Origin of the sequence: Mycobacterium sp. SMC-13 (genome assembly GCF_045311035.1) — a bacterium.
Taxonomy (GTDB): Bacteria; Actinomycetota; Actinomycetes; order Mycobacteriales; family Mycobacteriaceae; genus Mycobacterium.
In genome coordinates this window covers 1-17,684 of sequence record NZ_JBJIAI010000003.1, presented here as the reverse complement: position 1 = coordinate 17,684, position 17,684 = coordinate 1, and the positions used below count along the sequence as shown (strand labels likewise).

General features: G+C 63.9%; 15 protein-coding genes and 1 pseudogene. 8 read left to right on the top strand and 8 right to left on the bottom strand.

What is annotated here, in order from left to right:
* Nucleotides 1-17 precede the first annotated feature (17 nt).
* A complete protein-coding gene (locus ACJH6I_RS06240; protein ID WP_406783853.1) occupies nt 18-2,030 on the bottom strand; it encodes an SDR family oxidoreductase in 2,013 nt (670 codons plus the stop codon).
* Between the two features lie 88 nt (nt 2,031-2,118).
* Here ACJH6I_RS06240 and ACJH6I_RS06235 point away from each other — a divergent pair, with 88 nt between their 5' ends.
* The gene (locus ACJH6I_RS06235; RefSeq protein WP_212806804.1) at nt 2,119-2,985 is read left to right on the top strand and encodes a MaoC family dehydratase; all 867 of its coding nucleotides are present in this window, start codon (nt 2,119-2,121) and stop codon (nt 2,983-2,985) included.
* Between the two features lie 198 nt (nt 2,986-3,183).
* Nucleotides 3,184-3,636, top strand: a complete 453-nt coding sequence (locus ACJH6I_RS06230; RefSeq protein WP_212806803.1) for a DUF5994 family protein — start codon at nt 3,184-3,186, stop codon at nt 3,634-3,636.
* 34 nt (nt 3,637-3,670) lie between these two features.
* Here ACJH6I_RS06230 and ACJH6I_RS06225 read toward each other — a convergent pair whose 3' ends face one another.
* From ACJH6I_RS06225 to ACJH6I_RS06205, 5 genes are all read right to left on the bottom strand, one after another.
* The gene (locus ACJH6I_RS06225) at nt 3,671-3,874 is read right to left on the bottom strand and encodes a cold-shock protein (RefSeq protein WP_020102455.1); all 204 of its coding nucleotides are present in this window, start codon (nt 3,872-3,874) and stop codon (nt 3,671-3,673) included.
* Between the two features lie 83 nt (nt 3,875-3,957).
* A complete protein-coding gene (locus ACJH6I_RS06220) occupies nt 3,958-4,413 on the bottom strand; it encodes a DUF5994 family protein (protein WP_212806802.1) in 456 nt (151 codons plus the stop codon).
* Nucleotides 4,414-4,692: 279 nt separating this feature from the next.
* Nucleotides 4,693-5,178 carry an SRPBCC family protein gene (locus ACJH6I_RS06215; RefSeq protein ID WP_212806801.1) on the bottom strand — a complete coding sequence of 162 codons (486 nt, stop codon included), beginning with the start codon at nt 5,176-5,178 and terminating at the stop codon, nt 4,693-4,695.
* Nucleotides 5,175-5,882 carry a DUF899 family protein gene (locus tag ACJH6I_RS06210; RefSeq protein WP_212806800.1) on the bottom strand — a complete coding sequence of 236 codons (708 nt, stop codon included), beginning with the start codon at nt 5,880-5,882 and terminating at the stop codon, nt 5,175-5,177. The genes ACJH6I_RS06215 and ACJH6I_RS06210 overlap by 4 nt, the downstream gene beginning before the upstream one ends.
* Nucleotides 5,883-5,934: 52 nt before the next feature.
* Nucleotides 5,935-7,395, bottom strand: a complete 1,461-nt coding sequence (locus ACJH6I_RS06205) for an FAD-dependent monooxygenase (protein ID WP_318986518.1) — start codon at nt 7,393-7,395, stop codon at nt 5,935-5,937.
* A gap of 472 nt (nt 7,396-7,867) precedes the next feature.
* On the opposite strand from ACJH6I_RS06205, the gene ACJH6I_RS06200 reads away from it, so the two are divergent.
* Nucleotides 7,868-8,026 (top strand): hypothetical protein, encoded by a 159-nt coding sequence (locus tag ACJH6I_RS06200; RefSeq protein ID WP_226519358.1) that lies wholly within the window; start codon nt 7,868-7,870, stop codon nt 8,024-8,026.
* Nucleotides 8,027-8,191: 165 nt separating this feature from the next.
* On the opposite strand, the gene ACJH6I_RS06195 is transcribed toward ACJH6I_RS06200, so the two are convergent.
* Complete coding sequence (locus tag ACJH6I_RS06195; protein WP_293016926.1) at nt 8,192-8,779, bottom strand: hypothetical protein; 588 nt, start codon at nt 8,777-8,779, stop codon at nt 8,192-8,194.
* 675 nt (nt 8,780-9,454) lie between these two features.
* Between ACJH6I_RS06195 and ACJH6I_RS06190 the strand changes: the two genes are divergently transcribed.
* From ACJH6I_RS06190 to ACJH6I_RS06170, 5 genes are all read left to right on the top strand, one after another.
* Nucleotides 9,455-10,195 carry a TnsA-like heteromeric transposase endonuclease subunit gene (locus tag ACJH6I_RS06190; RefSeq protein ID WP_079630369.1) on the top strand — a complete coding sequence of 247 codons (741 nt, stop codon included), beginning with the start codon at nt 9,455-9,457 and terminating at the stop codon, nt 10,193-10,195.
* Nucleotides 10,192-12,348: a helix-turn-helix domain-containing protein gene (locus ACJH6I_RS06185; protein WP_079630368.1), complete on the top strand. Its 2,157-nt coding sequence runs from the start codon at nt 10,192-10,194 to the stop codon at nt 12,346-12,348. Before ACJH6I_RS06190 ends, ACJH6I_RS06185 begins: the two co-directional genes overlap by 4 nt.
* A 59-nt stretch (nt 12,349-12,407) precedes the next feature.
* Nucleotides 12,408-12,566 carry a hypothetical protein gene (locus tag ACJH6I_RS06180; RefSeq protein WP_226519357.1) on the top strand — a complete coding sequence of 53 codons (159 nt, stop codon included), beginning with the start codon at nt 12,408-12,410 and terminating at the stop codon, nt 12,564-12,566.
* A gap of 130 nt (nt 12,567-12,696) precedes the next feature.
* Nucleotides 12,697-13,821, top strand: coding sequence for a TniB family NTP-binding protein (locus ACJH6I_RS06175; protein WP_226519356.1), 1,125 nt, complete (start codon nt 12,697-12,699; stop codon nt 13,819-13,821).
* A gap of 138 nt (nt 13,822-13,959) precedes the next feature.
* Entirely contained in the window at nt 13,960-16,632 is a 2,673-nt protein-coding gene (locus ACJH6I_RS06170) for a TniQ family protein (protein WP_079630365.1), read from the top strand.
* Between the two features lie 239 nt (nt 16,633-16,871).
* Here ACJH6I_RS06170 and ACJH6I_RS06165 read toward each other — a convergent pair.
* Nucleotides 16,872-17,684 (bottom strand): annotated as a pseudogene (locus ACJH6I_RS06165) (hypothetical protein); the annotation flags it as partial.

Sequence of the window (17,684 nt, the reverse complement as noted above, 5' to 3'; positions counted from 1 at the left end):
GCCGTCTGTATCGGTGTCTACCAGTGCACGCCGGGGATCAGCCGTACCGCGGTCTTGACCGGACGGGGCACCCGGACCTTGCCGGCTGCGAGGGGCCGCTTGGGTCGACGTGGCGTGCGCGGGCGATCCGGACGGTCAACCGGCGGTTGGGTTTCGGCGACACCGCGGGCCGCCGCCGAATCCGGGTAGCCCAGGTACAACTGGTGCAGCACGCGGCGAGACAGCTTGGGCGTGAAGTAGTTTCCGAGATCACCCAGCGTGCCCATCGGGGTGTCGATCCGGGCCGGCTTCTCGACCAGACCGCGCACCACCATTGCCGCGGCGTGCTCCGCGGTGATCGGCGGCATGGGGTTCAACCGCTTCGACGGCGCGATCATGGGGGTCTCCACCAACGGCATGTGGATGTTGGTGAACGTGATGTGGTCCGAAAGGGTCTCGGTGCCAACCACTTCCGAGAACGCGTCCAGTGCGGCCTTGCTCGGCAGATAGGCGCTGTACTTCGGGCTGTTGGCCTGGACCCCGGCGCTCGACACGTTGACCACGTGACCGAACCGGCGTTCGCGCCAGTGTGGCAGCAGCGCCAGGGTCATCCGCACAGCGCCGAAGTAGTTGACCGCCATGACGCGCTCATAGTCGTGGAAGCGGTCGGTCGAGTTGACGACCGAACGGCGGATCGAGCGGCCGGCGTTGTTCACCAGGTAGTCGACGTGATCGAACTGGCCGAGGATGTCCTTGACGGTGTGCTCCACCGAACTGCCGTCGGCGACATCGCACGTGAAAGCGTAGGCCTCGCCGCCGAATTGGCGAATCTCCGCCACCAGCTCGTCGAGGGCGTCGGCACTGCGCGCCAGCGCGAACACCCGCCCGCCGCGCTCGGCGACCGCGATGGCCGAGGCCCGGCCGATGCCGCTCGAGGCGCCCGTGATGATCACGTTGCGCCCGACCAGCGGACCGCGCGGATCATCACGGCGGGCCCGGTCCGGGTCCAGGTGTTCGGCCCAGTACCGCCAGAGTTTCGGTGCGTAGGAAGCGAATTCGGGTAAGACGATGCCGGTGCCCTGCAACGCTGCGACAGTGGCCTCGGAGGCGAACGACGGCGCCAGGTCGACGACGTCGAGCACCTCACCGGGGATGCCCAGCTGAATGGCCGCCATGTTGCGCAGGACCTTGGCCCGCCCGGTGGCCTTGAGCACCGGAGCCGCAGTGGCCTTCGGCAAGGTGCCACGCAGCGGCGGCAAGCCGGCTTCCTGTGCAACGCCGCGGTAGATGTCCTTGAGCCCAATGGGATTCGGCGACGTCAGATGGAAGGCCTGGCCGTCGCGTCCCTCGGCGTGCATCAGCGCCACCAGTGCGTCGACGACGTAGTCCACCGGCACGATGTTGGTGCGGCCGGTGTCGGGCACCATCATCGGCGTGAATTTCGGCAGTGCTGCCAGTCGCGACAGCACCCCGAAGAAGTAATACGGTCCGTCGATCTTGTCCATCTCGCCGGTCCGGGAGTCGCCGACGACGACGGCAGGCCGGTAGATCCGGTGCCGCAGACCCGCGGTGGCGCGCACCAGTTGCTCGGCTTCGAACTTGGTCTGGTGGTACGGCGTCGGCAGCTCCTGGGAGACATCGAAGTCGTCCTCCGTGAAAACGCCCCGGTAATTGCCGGCCACCGCGATCGACGACACGTGGTGCAGCGTCGCACCGAGGCCGCGCGTCAACTCGATCACCGCGCGAGTCCCTTCGACGTTGGCGGCCTGCTGAGTAGCGGCGTCGACGGTCATGTCATAGATCGCGGCGCAGTGCACCACATGATCGATCGGACCCAGATCAGCCAGATCGGCCAGGCCCAGACCTGCGGAGGTGAGGTCGCCGACCAGGGGTTTCGCCCGGTCACCCCAGTCCGCGGCCAGTTCTTCGAAGCGAGCCAACGAGGCCCGACGAACGAGAACGAACACTTCGGCTTCGTCGTACTGAGCCAGAATCCGGCTGACGACGCGGCGGCCAATAAACCCGGTACCGCCGGTAACGACATATCGCATGCGAGTCATCGTGAACCTGTCGCGGGTTCAGGTCAATAGCGCGTATGGTCCGAATTTGTCACACCGACTTCTGAGGGAGAACCGCCGAATGCCGATCAACCCCAATGCCATCGGAGCCAAGACCGCACCGCAGCCTTTCGAGTGGACCGAGCGCGACACCCTGCTCTACGCACTCGGAGTGGGTTGCGGGACGAAGGATTTGGCGTTCACCACGGAGAACAGCCATGGCATCGACCAGCAGGTGCTGCCCACCTACGCGGTGATCTGCTGCCCGGCCTGGGGCGCTGTCGGGGAGGTCGGCAGCTTCAACTTCGGCAAGCTGCTGCACGGCAGCCAGCAGATTCGGCTGCACGCGCCGCTGCCGCCGTCGGGCCGATTCAACGTCAGCTCCGAGGTGGTCGACATCCAGGACAAGGGCGAGGGCAAGAACGCCATCCTGACGTTCAAGGGCACCGCCACGGACGACAGCGGGAATGTGATCGCCGAATCCTGGTCGACCGCGGTGATCCGCGGTGAGGGTGGATTCGGCGGGCAGCCAGGGGAGCGGGCCGCCGCGCCGGAGATCCCGGATCGCCCGGCCGACGCCGTCGTGGCGCTGCCCACCACCGAGGATCAGCCGCTGATCTACCGGCTCTCCGGCGACCGGAACCCGCTGCACAGCGACCCGTGGTTCGCGCAGACCCTCGCCGGCTTCCCGAAGCCGATCCTGCACGGCCTGTGCACCTACGGCGTCGCCGGCCGCGTCCTGGTCACCGAGCTCGCCGGCGGTGACGCCGCCAAGATCAAGGCCGTCGGCGCGCGCTTCACATCCCCGGTGTTCCCCGGCGAGACGTTGACGACATCGGTGTGGCGCACCGAGCCTGGGCACGCGGTGTTCCGTACCGAGGCCGCTGCGGCCGACGGCAGCAACGCCCGGCTGGTGCTCGAAGACGGGACCGCGGAGTACAGCGACTGACGGTTGCGCGGCGCGGCGGCCGCGCATGCGGCGTAGCGTCATAGGTAGAGCCGCGTCAGATGTTGCTTGGCGGCTCCGCTCGAAGTCATTGGCAGCGTGGTCTCTACGTGATTCTGCCGGTGGGTGATCGCGGCACCGACCGTTAGGACTTTTCATGGGATGGCGCACCAGTGGGCTTCAGCATGCGGTGGTGACCTGATGGCGTACGTCGCGCAACGGATCCGCGCCGACAAGCCCGTCCGGCTGTGCCTGTCCGACAAGCTCGGTCGTCGGATCGACGGGGCCTGGTGGCCGTACACGGGAGTCTTGGCCGACGAATTCGGGGGCCTGATGGCGGTTCTCGATGACCGTCTCGGGAAGATCGCGGAGGTCGGCATCAACTGGTCGCCCCTGCACAATCCGCCGAACCTCAATTGGCAGGCCTGGCGTGGACGCGCGCAGCACATCATGACCGTGGAAGGGTGCGAAGCCACCGCCACCCTGTTGATCGTGCCCAGCACGACCAACAACACGCTCGCCGGCATGGTGCTGCGCCGCGCTGCCGGTCAGCCGGTAGACCCGCGTCGCGGTGAGGACGCGATGCTGGAGACCGCCGAGGAAATCCTGACAGCCGCACGGCGGCAACGTGTTTCGGGAAAGGTTCTGGACTGACGCGTGGTGCGTCAGTCCAGAATTTCCGCGGGAATCAGAGCGTGGTGACGCCGACGGCCTGCGGGCCCTTATTGCCCTGGGTGACATCGAACTTCACTCGCTGGTTCTCCTCCAGTGAGCGGAAGCCGGCGCCCAGGATTTCGGTGTGATGTACGAAAACATCGGGCGCACCGCCGTCGGGGGAGATGAAGCCGAAGCCTTTAGCGTCGTTGAACCACTTCACGGTTCCTTCGGTCATGTGACTACTACTTTCTTTTTGAACATGGATGCGAACGTCCGCATCCAAATCTGTTGTGATTCAGCGCAAGAAGCGATGAACCGCTAGTCCGCGTGCTGCGCGGCTGCGAAAATGCCCGACACCGTCGTGTGGTCATTGGGCTGCGCGGCACTCATAAGCGCGCAATGGGCTTCTGCCGGAGCCGTATCGACGGGCACGGTCAGGAGCACGATCCGGTTGCGATCGAGACCAACCACCTCAACGGTGTTGATCGGCTGGCGCTGATAGCCGTCGAGGCGCACCCGCCGCCCGCCTGCCGCGAGTTTGGTGGGGGCGGCCGACCACTCGCCGACGTTGTAGAGCACCCGGTCGATCTGTCCGAGGCGCACCGACAAGACGGCCAGCAGGTCGGGCAGCTCGGTGCTCAGGTTGCGGGTGTGCGGCCACCACGCCCCGTCGACATATCCACTGTGGGGAGCCTTGGGCTTCAACCGCAATCGTGGAGTCTGCTTCGGCGACGTGCGCTGAGCGTGGGTCGTGCGGTCATGTTGCGGCGTCATTTCGACGCTCCTGCCTTGACCGCGAATCGGTCAAACTACTTCGAATCGGCGACGGCGTGGCTTTGACCCGCCACGCGACGAAGTACCGCCGATGGACCAAGCGTACGCGGGAAACGCGCAGGACCAAAACGGTTCTCGCCTGGCCATTCGGAGTCGACTCGGTGAACGGCCGACGCTTTTGCCCGTACCCTCGGTTCGGTGAGGGCACCGCCTCGCCCGTGCATGTGTGACAATCCGTTGTCGTGCAAGCGTTGTCGCGCAGCGCGGGCGAGGCGGCCCCTACCCGGTGACGGCGCGGTCGAGTGCGGCGAGCGACTCCTCGATGAACCCGAGCGGGAACGGCGGCATGCCGCCGATCTGGTCGCGGAAGGCCTGCGGTGTCTCGGTCCAGTCGTACGTGAGGGTGACATCGGTGCCGTCGCCATTCGGGGTCAGGTCGTAGCGCCACCACCAACCGCCCGGGACGTGCTGTCCCGACTCGTCCAGACTGCCGGTCGCCCAGCCGACGGTCCTGTCGGGCTCGAAATCCGTCACCAGGTTGTACGTGACGTAGTCCCCGCCGGCCTGGTCCAGGTACATGTTCATGGCGAAGACCTGGCCGGTACCGGTGATCGGTGCGGCGTCGACGGCGTCGCGGACCCAGTCGCCCGGTTCGGTCTCCTTGTGCCGCGCCGGGTTGGCCAGCACCGCGAACACCGCCGCGGGCGGTGCGGCGATGGTGCGGGTGGCGACGAAGCGTTCCTGGGTCGTCGAGCTGCTGGTCATCGGTTCTGTCCGTTCTCTGCGTTCGATCCGTATGCGCGGGCAATGTCCTGTGAACTGGCCCATTTGGAGTATGTCGGCGACTGGGGCCAGCCTTCGGGCGAATCCTGCCACTGCTCCTGGCGGCCGTAGGGCAGAACGTCGATCAACGCGAAACTGTGGCCCAGCTGCTCGCAACCGCGGCCGTCGGTGTGCCAGGTGCGGTACACCGTATCGCCGTGTCGCAGAAACACATTGACGGCGAAACCCGTGCCGGGCGCGGCGCCCATGTCCGACCCGAAGCTGCTCTCCGACGACGAGTACCACTCCATCTTGTTGCCCACTTTGGCCTTGTAGGCCAAGGCTTCCTCGATGGGCCCGTTGGTGACGATGACGAAGCGGGCGTCGTAATTGGCCAGGAAATCGAGGCGGGTGAACTGCGAGGTGAAGCCGGTGCAACCCGAGCACTGCCACTCGGCGCCGTCGGTCCACATGTGGTTGTAGACGATCAGCTGGGACTTGCCGTCGAAGACGTCAGCCAGCCGCACCGGCCCCTCGGCGCCGATCAGGGTGTAGTCGGGCAGCTCGACCATCGGCAGCCGGCGCCGTTGTGCGGCGATGGCGTCGAATTCGCGCGTCGCGGCCTTTTCGCGGCGGCGCAGGTCGTCGAGGGCGGCCCGCCAGGTGTCCTGGTCGACCACTGGCGGCAGGGCGGTCTGCTCGGTCATGTTGCCTCCTGATGGTTGCGTTCACTGGGTAGACCGGTGCGGGCGCGAATATTCATCGCCGATCGCCGAACCAATACGTGAGTGCGTCCCGCAGCCCCGCATCCGAGGCGCCGGCCCACGCGATGTGTGCATCCGGGCGAATCAGCAGGGCGTCGGCCTGGCCCCTGAGGATGTCGACGCGATCCACCCACGGTGCCGCGACGTCGCACAGCTCGGGTGGTCCGACGAAGACAGGTCGCGCCGCGCGCAGGGCCGCCACGACGGCGTCGGGCAGGTGCGACGCGAACGTCCCGGCCAGCGGGTGCGGCTGCGCGCCGGGCATCGGATACCGGACGTCGGACGCGGCGATCATCGCGCCGACGCGCGCAAGCGCGGGCGCGTCGGAGAGCAACTCAGTGAACACTTTTCGCAGCGCCTCGTCGGCCGGATCGTGGCCCCGCCGCAGCGACACCTGGGCTTGCGCGTGCAGCAGCAGGCGTTCGCCGGCGAGGTGCCGTTCGGAGTGGTAGGTCTCGAGCAGGCCGGGCGGCGCCCAGCCCCGGAGCGTGGCGGCGAGCTTCCACGCGAGGTTCACCCCGTCGAGCATCCCGGCCGATACCGCGACGCCGCCCGTCGGAATCTGGTGCGCCGTGTCACCGGCCAGCAGCACCCGGCCCGACACGTAGCGCTCGGTGTGCCGGGCCGCGTACGTGAAGCGGGTCAGCCGCTTTGGCTCGCCGAGCGGGAAGTCCACGCCGAGCACGCGACGGACGCTGGCGCGGAATTCGTCCAGCGTCATCGGGTCGTCATCGTCGTAGTCGTGATCGGGCGCCTCGCTGGTGTACAGGCCCAACCATCCGGGCTCTGACGACGCGATGGCGAAGATGCCGCCCTCGGTCTGGCTGTAGCCCCACGGCAGGCGGCCATAGCCCGGGACGTCATAGTCGCCGTCGTCGCGGACGGTGATCTCGCGCGGCCACGTGACGGTGGCCATGCGGTGAATCTCGGGATACACCATGCCCGGGAAGCCGATGCCTGCCAGTTCCCGCACCCGGCTGCGTACCCCGTCGCAGCCCACGACGTACCGGGCGCTGACGCGATACGGGCCGTCCGGACCGCGGACCTCGAGATGCACGACGTCGTCGTCCTGCTGCAGGCCGACGACCTCGTGACCGCGCCGGACCTCGACGCCCAGGCCGCGTGCGTAGTCCTGCAGGAGGGCTTCGAGCTGAGGCTGGGGGAGTCGCTGCACCTGCATCGGCGACTCGTCCAGCTGGGTGAGGTCGACGTGGATGCCGCCGAACGGAAGTTTGGCGGTGACGGGTGGGCCGGCCGCGTCGTCGAGGAGATCCCCGAGCTCCCGGTAGCGCAATAGATTGAGGATCTGCCCGCCGATGCCGCCGGCCTTGGCGACCTCGCGGATGTCGGTGAGCCGTTCCAGGACAAGTGGTTTGATCCCGGTCAGGCAGAGTTCGGTGGCGAGCGTCAGACCGGTCGGTCCCGCGCCCACGATGATCACGTCAGTATTCGTCATGCGTCCCCCTCAAGACGATCGAGCTGCAGTTACGTTGCAGCCCAGCGATTCTGGAGCATGAGGGGGGTCTTGCCGCAAGTCCCGGGGTGCGCTATATGTTGAAAGTGAGTTGTCACTTCTCAATCTGCGTGGCAATTCGTCATTTGAGATGGCACAAGTTGGCAAAATTGCCAACTCGATGAGGGGTCACCTATAGCGGCGGTCACGAATTGCGGCGCGGAGAAGCTCGCTGGTGGTGTGAGGCGAGAGGCGACTGGTGACAACCGAGGTATTCGCAGCCGCCGGCGACACAGCTCTATACAACCGCTCATGCGGGAAAGCGCACGATCTGCGCTGGATGACGCACCGACTAACGGTGTAAAACTCACCTTATAAGTAAGCGTGTGAGCTTGATCCTTGGCGACTCGTCGGACGAGGCCATGATTGGTCCCTATCTCGACGAGGGTTCGCCTGCCTTCGAGGTGCTGCGCGATTGGGCGCACTGCTGCGGGCGGGAGCCGAAGCCCTCAAGGATCGCGTTCTTGATGTCGGGTACGCCCAGTTGGCCACGCAGCTCAACACCGAACCGTCCACCGTCGAACGACTCGCGGCGCGTGACCGCTATGCCCGCCGGACCGAGAGTCGACGATGAGCCGCGCGGTGCGCAGGGAGTCGTACGGAGCGGCGCGCCGATCGAGCTAGATTTCGATCAATTTCTATTGCTGTGCAGGAATTCCGAGATTGGTCAGCTAGCTGATACCTCAAATCGCGCGACTGAAATCTCCAGTATTCGAAGGGATTTCAGAACTTTCCGCGATCATTGGTCGGTTAGGCGGGTTCCGCAGCGTGGGCACCAGCGGGCCGGGACGCCGAGCAGGGCAGCGATCGCTTCGAGCTTGTCGAGATAGTGGCCGCAGGATTGTCGGGTCAGGTGGGTTCGGATGGTTTCGATGATGAACTGTGCCCGCTCGACCGCCGTGGTTCCGTAGCCGGCGGCGTCGGTGGTGCCGGAGGCGATGACTTCTCCAACTTCCAGCTCATGGTCGCGGTAGATCGCGGTGCCGTCAGGTTCGGTGCCCGCTCGCTGTTTGATGAATCGACCGCTGGGCTGGCGGTCGATCTCGATGTCCCACTGGCCGTGGCGCTCACGAAACGCAAAGCTGTGTCCATCAACGTATCCGGCCCAGTATTCGGGCGCGAAGCCGCCGTGATGATGAATCGCTACCCCGTGGTGTGTGGCCAGCCAATCGGCGAGCTCGTCGTCCGCCGCCGCGGACTGCTGGCCTTCCAGAGAGCGCCAGAATGCTTCTGGAACGGTGCGCCACTGCGGTCCGCTCTGAGCGTCACCCGCGTTACTACCGGAATCGTTGCTCATCGTTGCAGCGTGACACGTCGTCGACGGCATGTCGCCGCAATTTTGTTGCGAAGATCAGTTCGAGCGGGTACGCGCCGCGATATCGCCCACCAAAATTACGGGGAGCAGATACGAAATCCGGCCCGGTCCCGAGTTGAACCTCGGAGCGGGCCGAACGATTGGGTTCAGCGTATGGGGCTGGCCTCCCGGCTCCGCGGGTCATCTCGTTGTTTAGTAGCGTGCCAGCCGATCACACCTGTTGACGCGTCAGCGCCCGGTAACTGCAGGTAAGGAAACCCCGGCTGCGAATCACTGCTGAACAGGAGAGGCACACATGCCGGGGATTACACCACGAAGAGTACTCGTAGCGGGTACCCGTTCGTGTAGGGCGAGCACGGTGCTGTGATGATTCGGCTATGGCGGATGCCTGTGTTGGGTGACACAACCATTCGCCAGTTCATACTAGTGGCGTGTCGGGCGTGAGGCTCGCGCTAAAATTCCAACAATTGCGTGAATGGTGTTCGGAAATTGCTTCCATTGACTCGACGGCTAATCGTGAGTGAAGACGTGACGAATCGAAAAATACTATATAGCAACATAATTGGGAATATGCGTCGTTCTTTGTGAGTGTAGTCGAATCCGTTTTCAGAAATCGTTCGGGGGGCTTGCTGCGGCTGTCGCGGAGTGCAATACTCGGAAGAACCTGATTGCGTCAGGGGTATTGCAATGGTTGCTGATCTTCTTGTTGACGTCGCCACCGCGGTCCTTGATTTCAAGACCGCGTACGGCGAGCAACGGTCATTGGCCGCTTCTGCCGCGGTCCCGTCCGAGTTGTATACCGCGCGGCCGATGCGGGTATTCCGCTGGTATGCCGGCCAGCGCCATTACTCGGGCGAGTATTGGTCGGTGACCGAGGACGACTTCGTGCCGCACGAATCTCGTTTGGAGAAGTCAGCTGCGATGATCGCCGATTTTGACCCACGGGTCCATCGCATTATCGCGCAACCATTCTTGTTGCAGGCCAACATCAATGGTAAGTGGAGGCGCCACACTCTCGACTACTTGCTCGCAACGGACGCCGGACCGGTGGTCGTCGATGTGGTGCGGGCCGAGCGTCTCACGCACGAGAAGTACCAGTTGCTCATCGCATGGACGCGGCGCGTCGTCCAGTCAATGGGGTGGTCCTATGTGGTGTTTTCCGAGCCGTCCCCGGTCCTGTTCGACAACGTCCGCTTCCTCTCTGGCTATCGCCGGGACTGGTTGATTAACCAGGAAATCTTGTGCGAGATACGTCCGGTCGTAGGCGAGCTGGCCGGTCTGAGCTTTCGTGCCGCGGAGAACCGATTCGCCCACCGCAGTAAACCCTTGGTGCGCAGCGTTCTGCTGCACCTGTTGTGGCGCCAGGAGCTCGTTTTCGACATCATGCAACCGCTGCAGTCAACAACGATTCTGCAGGCGCCGCAATGACTTTCGCTGGTGTGCCGGTGGGCCTGCGGACCAAGTTTAGTCGCGATGGTGAAGAACTGTTCACCATCGTGGCGCTGACGGAGTCTTCCTGGTCGGGGCTACCTGAATTCACCGCCGAACATATGCGCACCGGCCAGCTGCACCGGTTTTCTCTGCAGGAAGTGCTCTATTCGCCGCGGACACGGATCCTCGGCGAGGATTTGACGCCCGTCGGCGTGGACCAAGGCGACTGTGAGCCGGTAGCGATTCTGTGGGAAGCCGCACCTGAAGAAGCACGAAGAAGAGCCCGCGCGTACGCGGGCCACATCCGCGAAGTCCAGACCGGATATCAGTCTGGCAGCGCCGACACCGCATTGCCGGGCGAGCCACGCGCCATGTACCGACCCGATCTTCCCAAAGGACAACGGATCGCCGCCAAATGCAAGGAGATGGGTTGCGGTGCACGGTCGTTGTACCGATGGATCGACCGGTACGACAGGTATGGCGAAGCTGGGTTGATTTCTAAACGTGCTGTGGCACCGGGGTTGGGGAGCCGCCAGGATCCGCGCTGGGAGCCGACCTCGCGTGAGGTGAAAGCCGAATACACCGAAAAGTCCAAGCCGACCAAATCGCTGGTCGTCGCACGGACCAATGCGCGACTGGTCGCGCGATACGGGCCTGACGGTATCCACCTGCCGTCGGATGCCACGGCCAATCGAATCTTGTTGGGCGATGAGAAGATCACGCCACTGTTCATCGGGTCGACCAAGCATGTTCGCGATGTCGCAGCAAGACCCCAGGGCGCATACGGCAAGCTGCGGCCCACCCGGCCCGGCGAATACTTGCTCATGGACACCACGCGTCTGGACGTGCACGCGATGGATTGCCAGACCCTCAAGTGGGTCGGCCTGGACCTGACAGTCGCGATGGACTGGTACAGCAAATGCATCGTCGGCGTCGGTCTGTCTCCCTGGGCCCGCGCGATCGACGGTCTGGCCGTGCTCTACGAGGCGTTCCGGCCCAAAGCACCTGGGGCGAACTGGCCCGAACATGCGTTGTGGCCGGTGGCCGGTGTGCCGCGACACATTCTGGTGGAGTTGGAGCATCTTGATCCGCGCAGTGTGATAGGCGCCATACCGGCGATCGTTCCGGACAACTTGATTGTCGATCACGGCAAGATTTTCGTCGGTGCCGCGATGCACAGCGCCTGCCGCGCCGTGGGTATTTCGATAGCCCCGGCGCGACTGAAGATTCCCTACGACAAAGCGCCGGTGGAACGATTCTTCGGCACCGTCAGAACGGGGTTTCTGCAGGAACTACCGGGCTACAAGGGCCCAGATGTGTACAGCCGCGGGGTACATCCGGAGAAGGACGGCTTCTACTTCATCGACGAGATGGAAGCGCTACTACGCGAATGGATCGCCTCGGAGTATCACGTGCGCCCCCACGAAGGTGTGGGCGAGCCCGGCCTGTGGTCCCTAGACATGTCGCCGGCGCAGATGTTGGCGCACGGCATCGCTCGCGCCGGCTACATTGAAGCGCCCCGCGATCCACAGCTGGCCTACCACTTCTTGCCCCTGCAGTGGCGCACACGGCAGCCCGCGGGTATCAAGATTGATCACCGCATGTACAACGGCGAAGTCCTCGACGCGTACAGCCCGGGAGAGCTCAGCGCTTACAAACATCAAAAGGGTCGCTGGCCCATCCGCGTCAATCCTGATGACATCCGCACGGTCTACTTCCTGGACGTCAAAGGATCGGGCCAGTGGGAACCGCTGCAGTGGGACATGGCCCGGGCATTGGAGATGCCGATGTCTGCTGACGGATGGGAATTCGCGCGAGAGCTTGTGCGGTCGGGGGACCGACCCGTGGACGCCAAACTGGCGCACGCCGCGTTCCTGAAACGTCACGAACTAGGCCATGAACTCGACATGCGGAAGCGTGACGCAGCGCTGCGGCTGTCACGGGAACAATCCTCATTGGCGGCCGATCTGGATCAGGCGGCCCAGCTCAAGGCGACGGCCAAGAAGCGAGCGCAGCAGGCCACCGCAGAACCGCCACGCGCAGCGATCGAGGCGTTCGTAGACGACCTCGATGAATACGACGAAGACCTCGACGAAGACGACTTCGACGACGAAACAGCGACGGAATACCGGAGATTGGAAGAAATGTGAACGCTAAGAAGTCAACGACAGCTGAGCCTGGGGCGCGCGAATCTGGCGGCATCACCCCCGTGGAGAAGCAGGAGGACGACGACTTGTCCGCGATCGTCCCGGTCATCCGCGTGGGGATGCGAGGTAACGAAGGGCCGGCCGCATTCGACCACGACGCGATGCTGTTCTTCGACCACGTCCGTTTCTTGTCCCGACAACGTTGCGTCGGTACAGACTGAGCACGCGCTTCATCCGCAGGATGGTTGCGCGGAGCCGCCACGCTAGGCGACCGATGTTCAGCGTCCCCGGTCTCAATGAGCGCAAGGTGGACGGCGAAACAGCGATGAGCAATTGACGGCTGGAGGAATTGTGAGCGCCAAGAAGGCTGAACCCGACATGAGTGGACTAGACAACGTCACCCTCGCAGGGAAGGAGGGATGGTTCGCTTACGTTAACGCCCCGAAACGTCCACGGCCAGAGCGCCTTACTGTTCGGGGCATTCGTAAACTCGGTGACGTCGCCGCCGACGAGTATCTGCAGCGACGGTGCCAATGGCACAGCAATATGGGCCCCTACTTCACCCCGCAATCCGCGCAGCTCCACAAGCGGCTGAACGTGGTCATGGAGGCTGACGTACACAAGGACGGTTGGGTCACCAAGGACGCTGTGGCGATCGATGGACTGCCCGGACTGGGTAAGACGACCACCGTGCACGCGTTCGCAAAGAAGTTTCACGACAAGGAGATCCGCCGACACGGCATGTACACCGCGGCCGGCGATGAACGCATCCCGGTGCTGCGGGTAGGGATGCGGGGCAACACCGGGATGACCGCATTCAACCGGGCCGCATGTGACTACTATGCCCACCCGGGTCGCCGGTGCCACGATGTCGACGAGCTCGGCCGACGGGTAATGACCCTGGTGCGATTGTGCGAAACCCGCCTGTTCATCATCGATGACGTCCACTTTTTACACTGGCAACGCGACGGTGGCGTCGAGCTGAACAATCACTTCAAATATATCGCCAACGAATGCCCGGTCACCGTTGTCGTCATCGGCATCGGCTTGGCTGAACGGGGCCTCCTGCGAGCGGGCACCGCGCAGGAATCCCTGGCCCAAACAGCCCGCAACACCACCGAGTACGGGTTTTTCGGCTACCGGAACACGACTGCACGAGAACAGCGTCAATGGCGGGAACTGGTGGCCAGCATCGATGACGACATCGTCCTCGCACGGCACGAGCCGGGAACCCTGGTGGAAATAGCTGACTACCTGTATGCCCGCAGCGGCGGACACATAGGTTCCTTGCTCACCCTGATTCGCCGTGGCTGCGCGGCGGCCATCCTCGAGGGTTCCGAAGCGTTGACCATCAAACTATTCGAATCGATCATGATCGACAGCGCCGCCGAACGCGCCCGCGCGGAACTGCACGCTGCCTACGGAACCCGTCCGCAGGCCACCAAGATTCTTGAACGGTACGGATGTTCGGCCTGACGGACCGCTCGCTGCGGCAACGACCACGTCCATTTCTCGCATTTTCGATGTGCGCGATCGGTGAACGAAGACGCCAGTTCATGCGCGATGCGGAAAATCCCAGATCAACCTTCCTCCTAGCAAGCATCGGACCTCGAGGTGACTGCTAGCGCGACAACGCCTTTACACGCTGGTGCCACGGTCCGGACGCTGCCGCTGCGCACCGCGCCGCTACCCGGGGAATCACTAGATTCGTGGCTGGAGGTCATCGCCGCCCGTTACGGCGTCACCTTGCGCGAAATCTATGAGTCGATGGGTTTCGAAGCGCCATTCACGCGCCTCGGGCTGTATGTCAACCGCCAACTCACCGATGCCGAAGTCGCGGCGGTCGCCACGGCGTCCGGCTGCACACCTCAGCAAGTCCGTGGCATGACCCTGTCTCGTTACAGCACCGTTGTCGGCATCGATGACACTGGACGGTTCACGGGTGCAGGTCCCTGGGGACGCGTGTTTGGATCTCGGTTCTGCCCGAGCTGCCTTGCGGCAACAGGTGGATCGTGGCTCCTGCGGTGGCGACTGATGTGGACATTCGCCTGCCTACGTCATCGTTGCTTGCTGGCTGATCGCTGCCCGCATTGTGGCGCTGTTCAGCGCTACGGCTACCGAGCCGGAAACTCAGTTGTACATCCAGGGCGATGTGCCAACCCCGTAGTTGGAACGCCGCACACATGGCGGCCGCCCTGCGACGCTGATCTGACCCAAGCGCCCGTACTTGTTCTCCCCGCAGAGCACCCGGCGCTGGTCGCTCAAACCACCGTCGACCGGCTGATCGACTGTGACGTTGTCGAATTCGGCCTGTACGTCGACCACCCCCAACCGCCAGTCGCCGTCCTCGCCGACATTCGTGCCCTCGGCAACGCCATCGTCCACGCCGTCAACATCGACGATCTCAACACCGTCGTCGCTGCTGATCTGGCAGGTGAGTATCAAGCAACTATGCTGCCGCAAGAGGCGAAGTTTCCTGTGTTGCATGGCAGGTTAAAGGGTTTCATCTCGAATCCGGCCCCAGCGGTCCGTACCGCCGTCGTCGCGACCGCCGCCTTCAGCATTCTGAAGTGCTCGACCATCGATGCAGCTGCGGATGCGTTGGCCGCGTTGAATGTGGACCAGAGGCAGCTGCAACGTGACATTCCGGTGAAAGACCGGCCCAGCGGGTCGGCAAGCCCCGTGCTACGTGCTGTGAGCACGGCCTCACGTGGTGTGCAACTGTCGGCCGTTGACCAATTGCGTTGTCGGATCGGGACTCCACTGCCCGGCCGCCCGGCCCGCAACACCACCCGCGTCGATCGGCGCTGTGGTGCCATTCCAGCGTTATTGTGGCCAGCTTTCGCGCAAATAATGTGCCCACCTGGCCCGTCCCAGCGTCATCCACGCCTCGCCTTGTCGGCGGCTCTGCATCTCGTCGGGACAACCACCACCATCGCTGATGCCGTCGCAGCCCTCGGGAACGCGACCACAACCGGCACCGTAAGCAGCGTGCTCCGCAGACTCAAGCGAGCGCCAGAGTGGAGCGGCATCCGGTCTGTTCTGATCAGACTCGCCGATTACCTTGATAATTTCCCTCCGCCGATCGACTATCAACGGCGTCGTCAACTCGACTACACGGCATTCCTTCCCGACGAGGAGTGGGCTCGCACCGCGCGTGCCAACTTCACCACGCCCAAAGGTGCGGTGATCGCCCGCGGTTTCCTGCGAGAACGAATCACCGGGTCACCGTCCATACCGATGCCCGTCCCTCGCGAAGCCGAGAGTACCGCTGCCCATATCCTGAGTTTCTGCGAGCGTCTGACACCCGAGTTGCTCGACGCACTCGATGAGTATGCGCTGAATTTTCTTGCCGGCCAGTGTATTACCGACGAGCCTGTTTGGTGGGAGCCACCCCACCACGTTTTTGCCGGCGTAGCTCTTCCCGGCATCGACATCGACACCATCGATACCGTCGCATTACACGAGATGGTGTGCGGGCGGCGGATCACCATTGCGGAAGCCGCCAACAACCTCGGGATCACCAGCGATGCAGTCCGCTGTGTTCTGGAACGCCAGCCCGCCCTCCGCGGCCCCATCCGTAAGCGTGGGAGACCTCGCTCCACCCGCCGCAAAGAGCATCGCGTCACGCGTCACAGGGAACATCGCTTCGCACATCGGGGGACGTCCTATGGGAGAGCCGTGACAACGTTTCCTCGTCGTCGTCTTGTCGATCTGTACGCCGAGCAGAGACAGAGTCTTAGGTGTCTGGCCGCGCAGGCCGATGTCAGCACCTCGACGATCGAGAAGCTGATGGGAGACTACGGCATTCCCGTTCGCAAGCATGGGAAGATTCAAATCGACCGGAAATGGTTCCACACCCAACATGTCGAACAGGGAAGGTCCCTAGGCGAGCTCTGCCGCGAGCTAGGTGTCTCACGAACCGGCTTGAGCACGTGGGCAAAACGAAACGGCATCCCGGTTCGGCGACTGGAGCGTCACCCTGTTGTGGAGCTACGTGCTGACAGGAGAATCCCGCGGTTTCTGAAGCCGGCATTGGCTGGCGTAGGTGGCTGGGAGCGGTTGCAGCGCTTCGCCGACATCGTTCGATACCCGAGCTTCGGTATCGCAGCGCGCGAACTCCGCTTGCACTCGGGATGTTTGTCTGTTCAGGTGCAACGTCTAGAGCGTGACCTCGGCGGCCGGTTAGTCGACCGCGGCCACAACAGGCGACCCATGCGCGTAACGCCTTTTGGGAAGAAGGTACGGCAGGCGGTGATGCGTCTCGCGGCCGCCGGCGGCCCCTGATTGTGTTGTTGTCGGCGATAGTGTCGTCGCATCTGCCGAGGGCGTTCACTATGGAGAGCGCGAAATGCGTTGCTCTTGAGCGAATCCTTCGGCGCGCAGTGTGCTGATGCGTGACTGATGTCGATCGGCCGTTGCGGTACGCATGCAGCGACGGTGGGGTAGATCCGGCTGAGGAACCACATGGAGATCTGCAGCACCTGTCGGCGCCGGGCGCAGCGGTAGAGGTGGGGATCAAGCGCTTACTGGCGCGCCCGCGGGCTGCGCGGCGGCCGTATCGGAATCCGGTACTCCCGCGCGAGGCGCCCAGCGACGCTCGGTGAGACGCCTGCGAGCATCGCGATCTCCCACAGCGACTGGCCCTGATGGCGATACAGTTCGATGAATCGATCGCGCGGCAGCTCCGCACGCGCGATCGCCAAGACGGTTCCGCGTGCTGCGTGGGGTTGATGCGGTGCGGGATGCTCGTTCAGAGTCTGGCGCACAATATCGACGGGAACGTCCAGCGCACAGGCAGCCATCGCGGCTGAGAGCTTGTTGACCCGGATCAAATGGTGCAGTCGCTCGATATCCACCCCGTGCCAGGTGCTTTCGCGATCTGGCGGGAATCCGAGCGCGTCCGTGGGCGGCTGCCAGCGCAGCGGTTCATGGGCCATCCCGTGTGCGTCCAAGTAGGTTCGACCGAACTGGTCTAAGGCCAGAACTTCTTCGAGGGTCAGGCTGGCTGGCAGATCAGCGAACAGTCGCCACATGTGTGTCCCTCCGGAAGTAGCGGGACTGCGTCCCACCGAAGTGCCCGTGAGACGTTCGTACAGCCACCAATTGCACAGGCGCGCCCGGGTCGGATCGTCGGCCGATGTCTGTGCTTCCTTGCAGACACGACGCCACCCTGGACTGGTCAGCAACTCCTGGTTAACCAGTTCGCGGCGCCGCTGGTAGTCAATCGGACACACACCGCTTTCGAGCACATCCGCCAGGTGTTGGCCGTCGTTGAAGATGACGATGTCGGCGTCATCGGTGTTGATGACGATGCACTGATGAGAACGCCCCGCTCG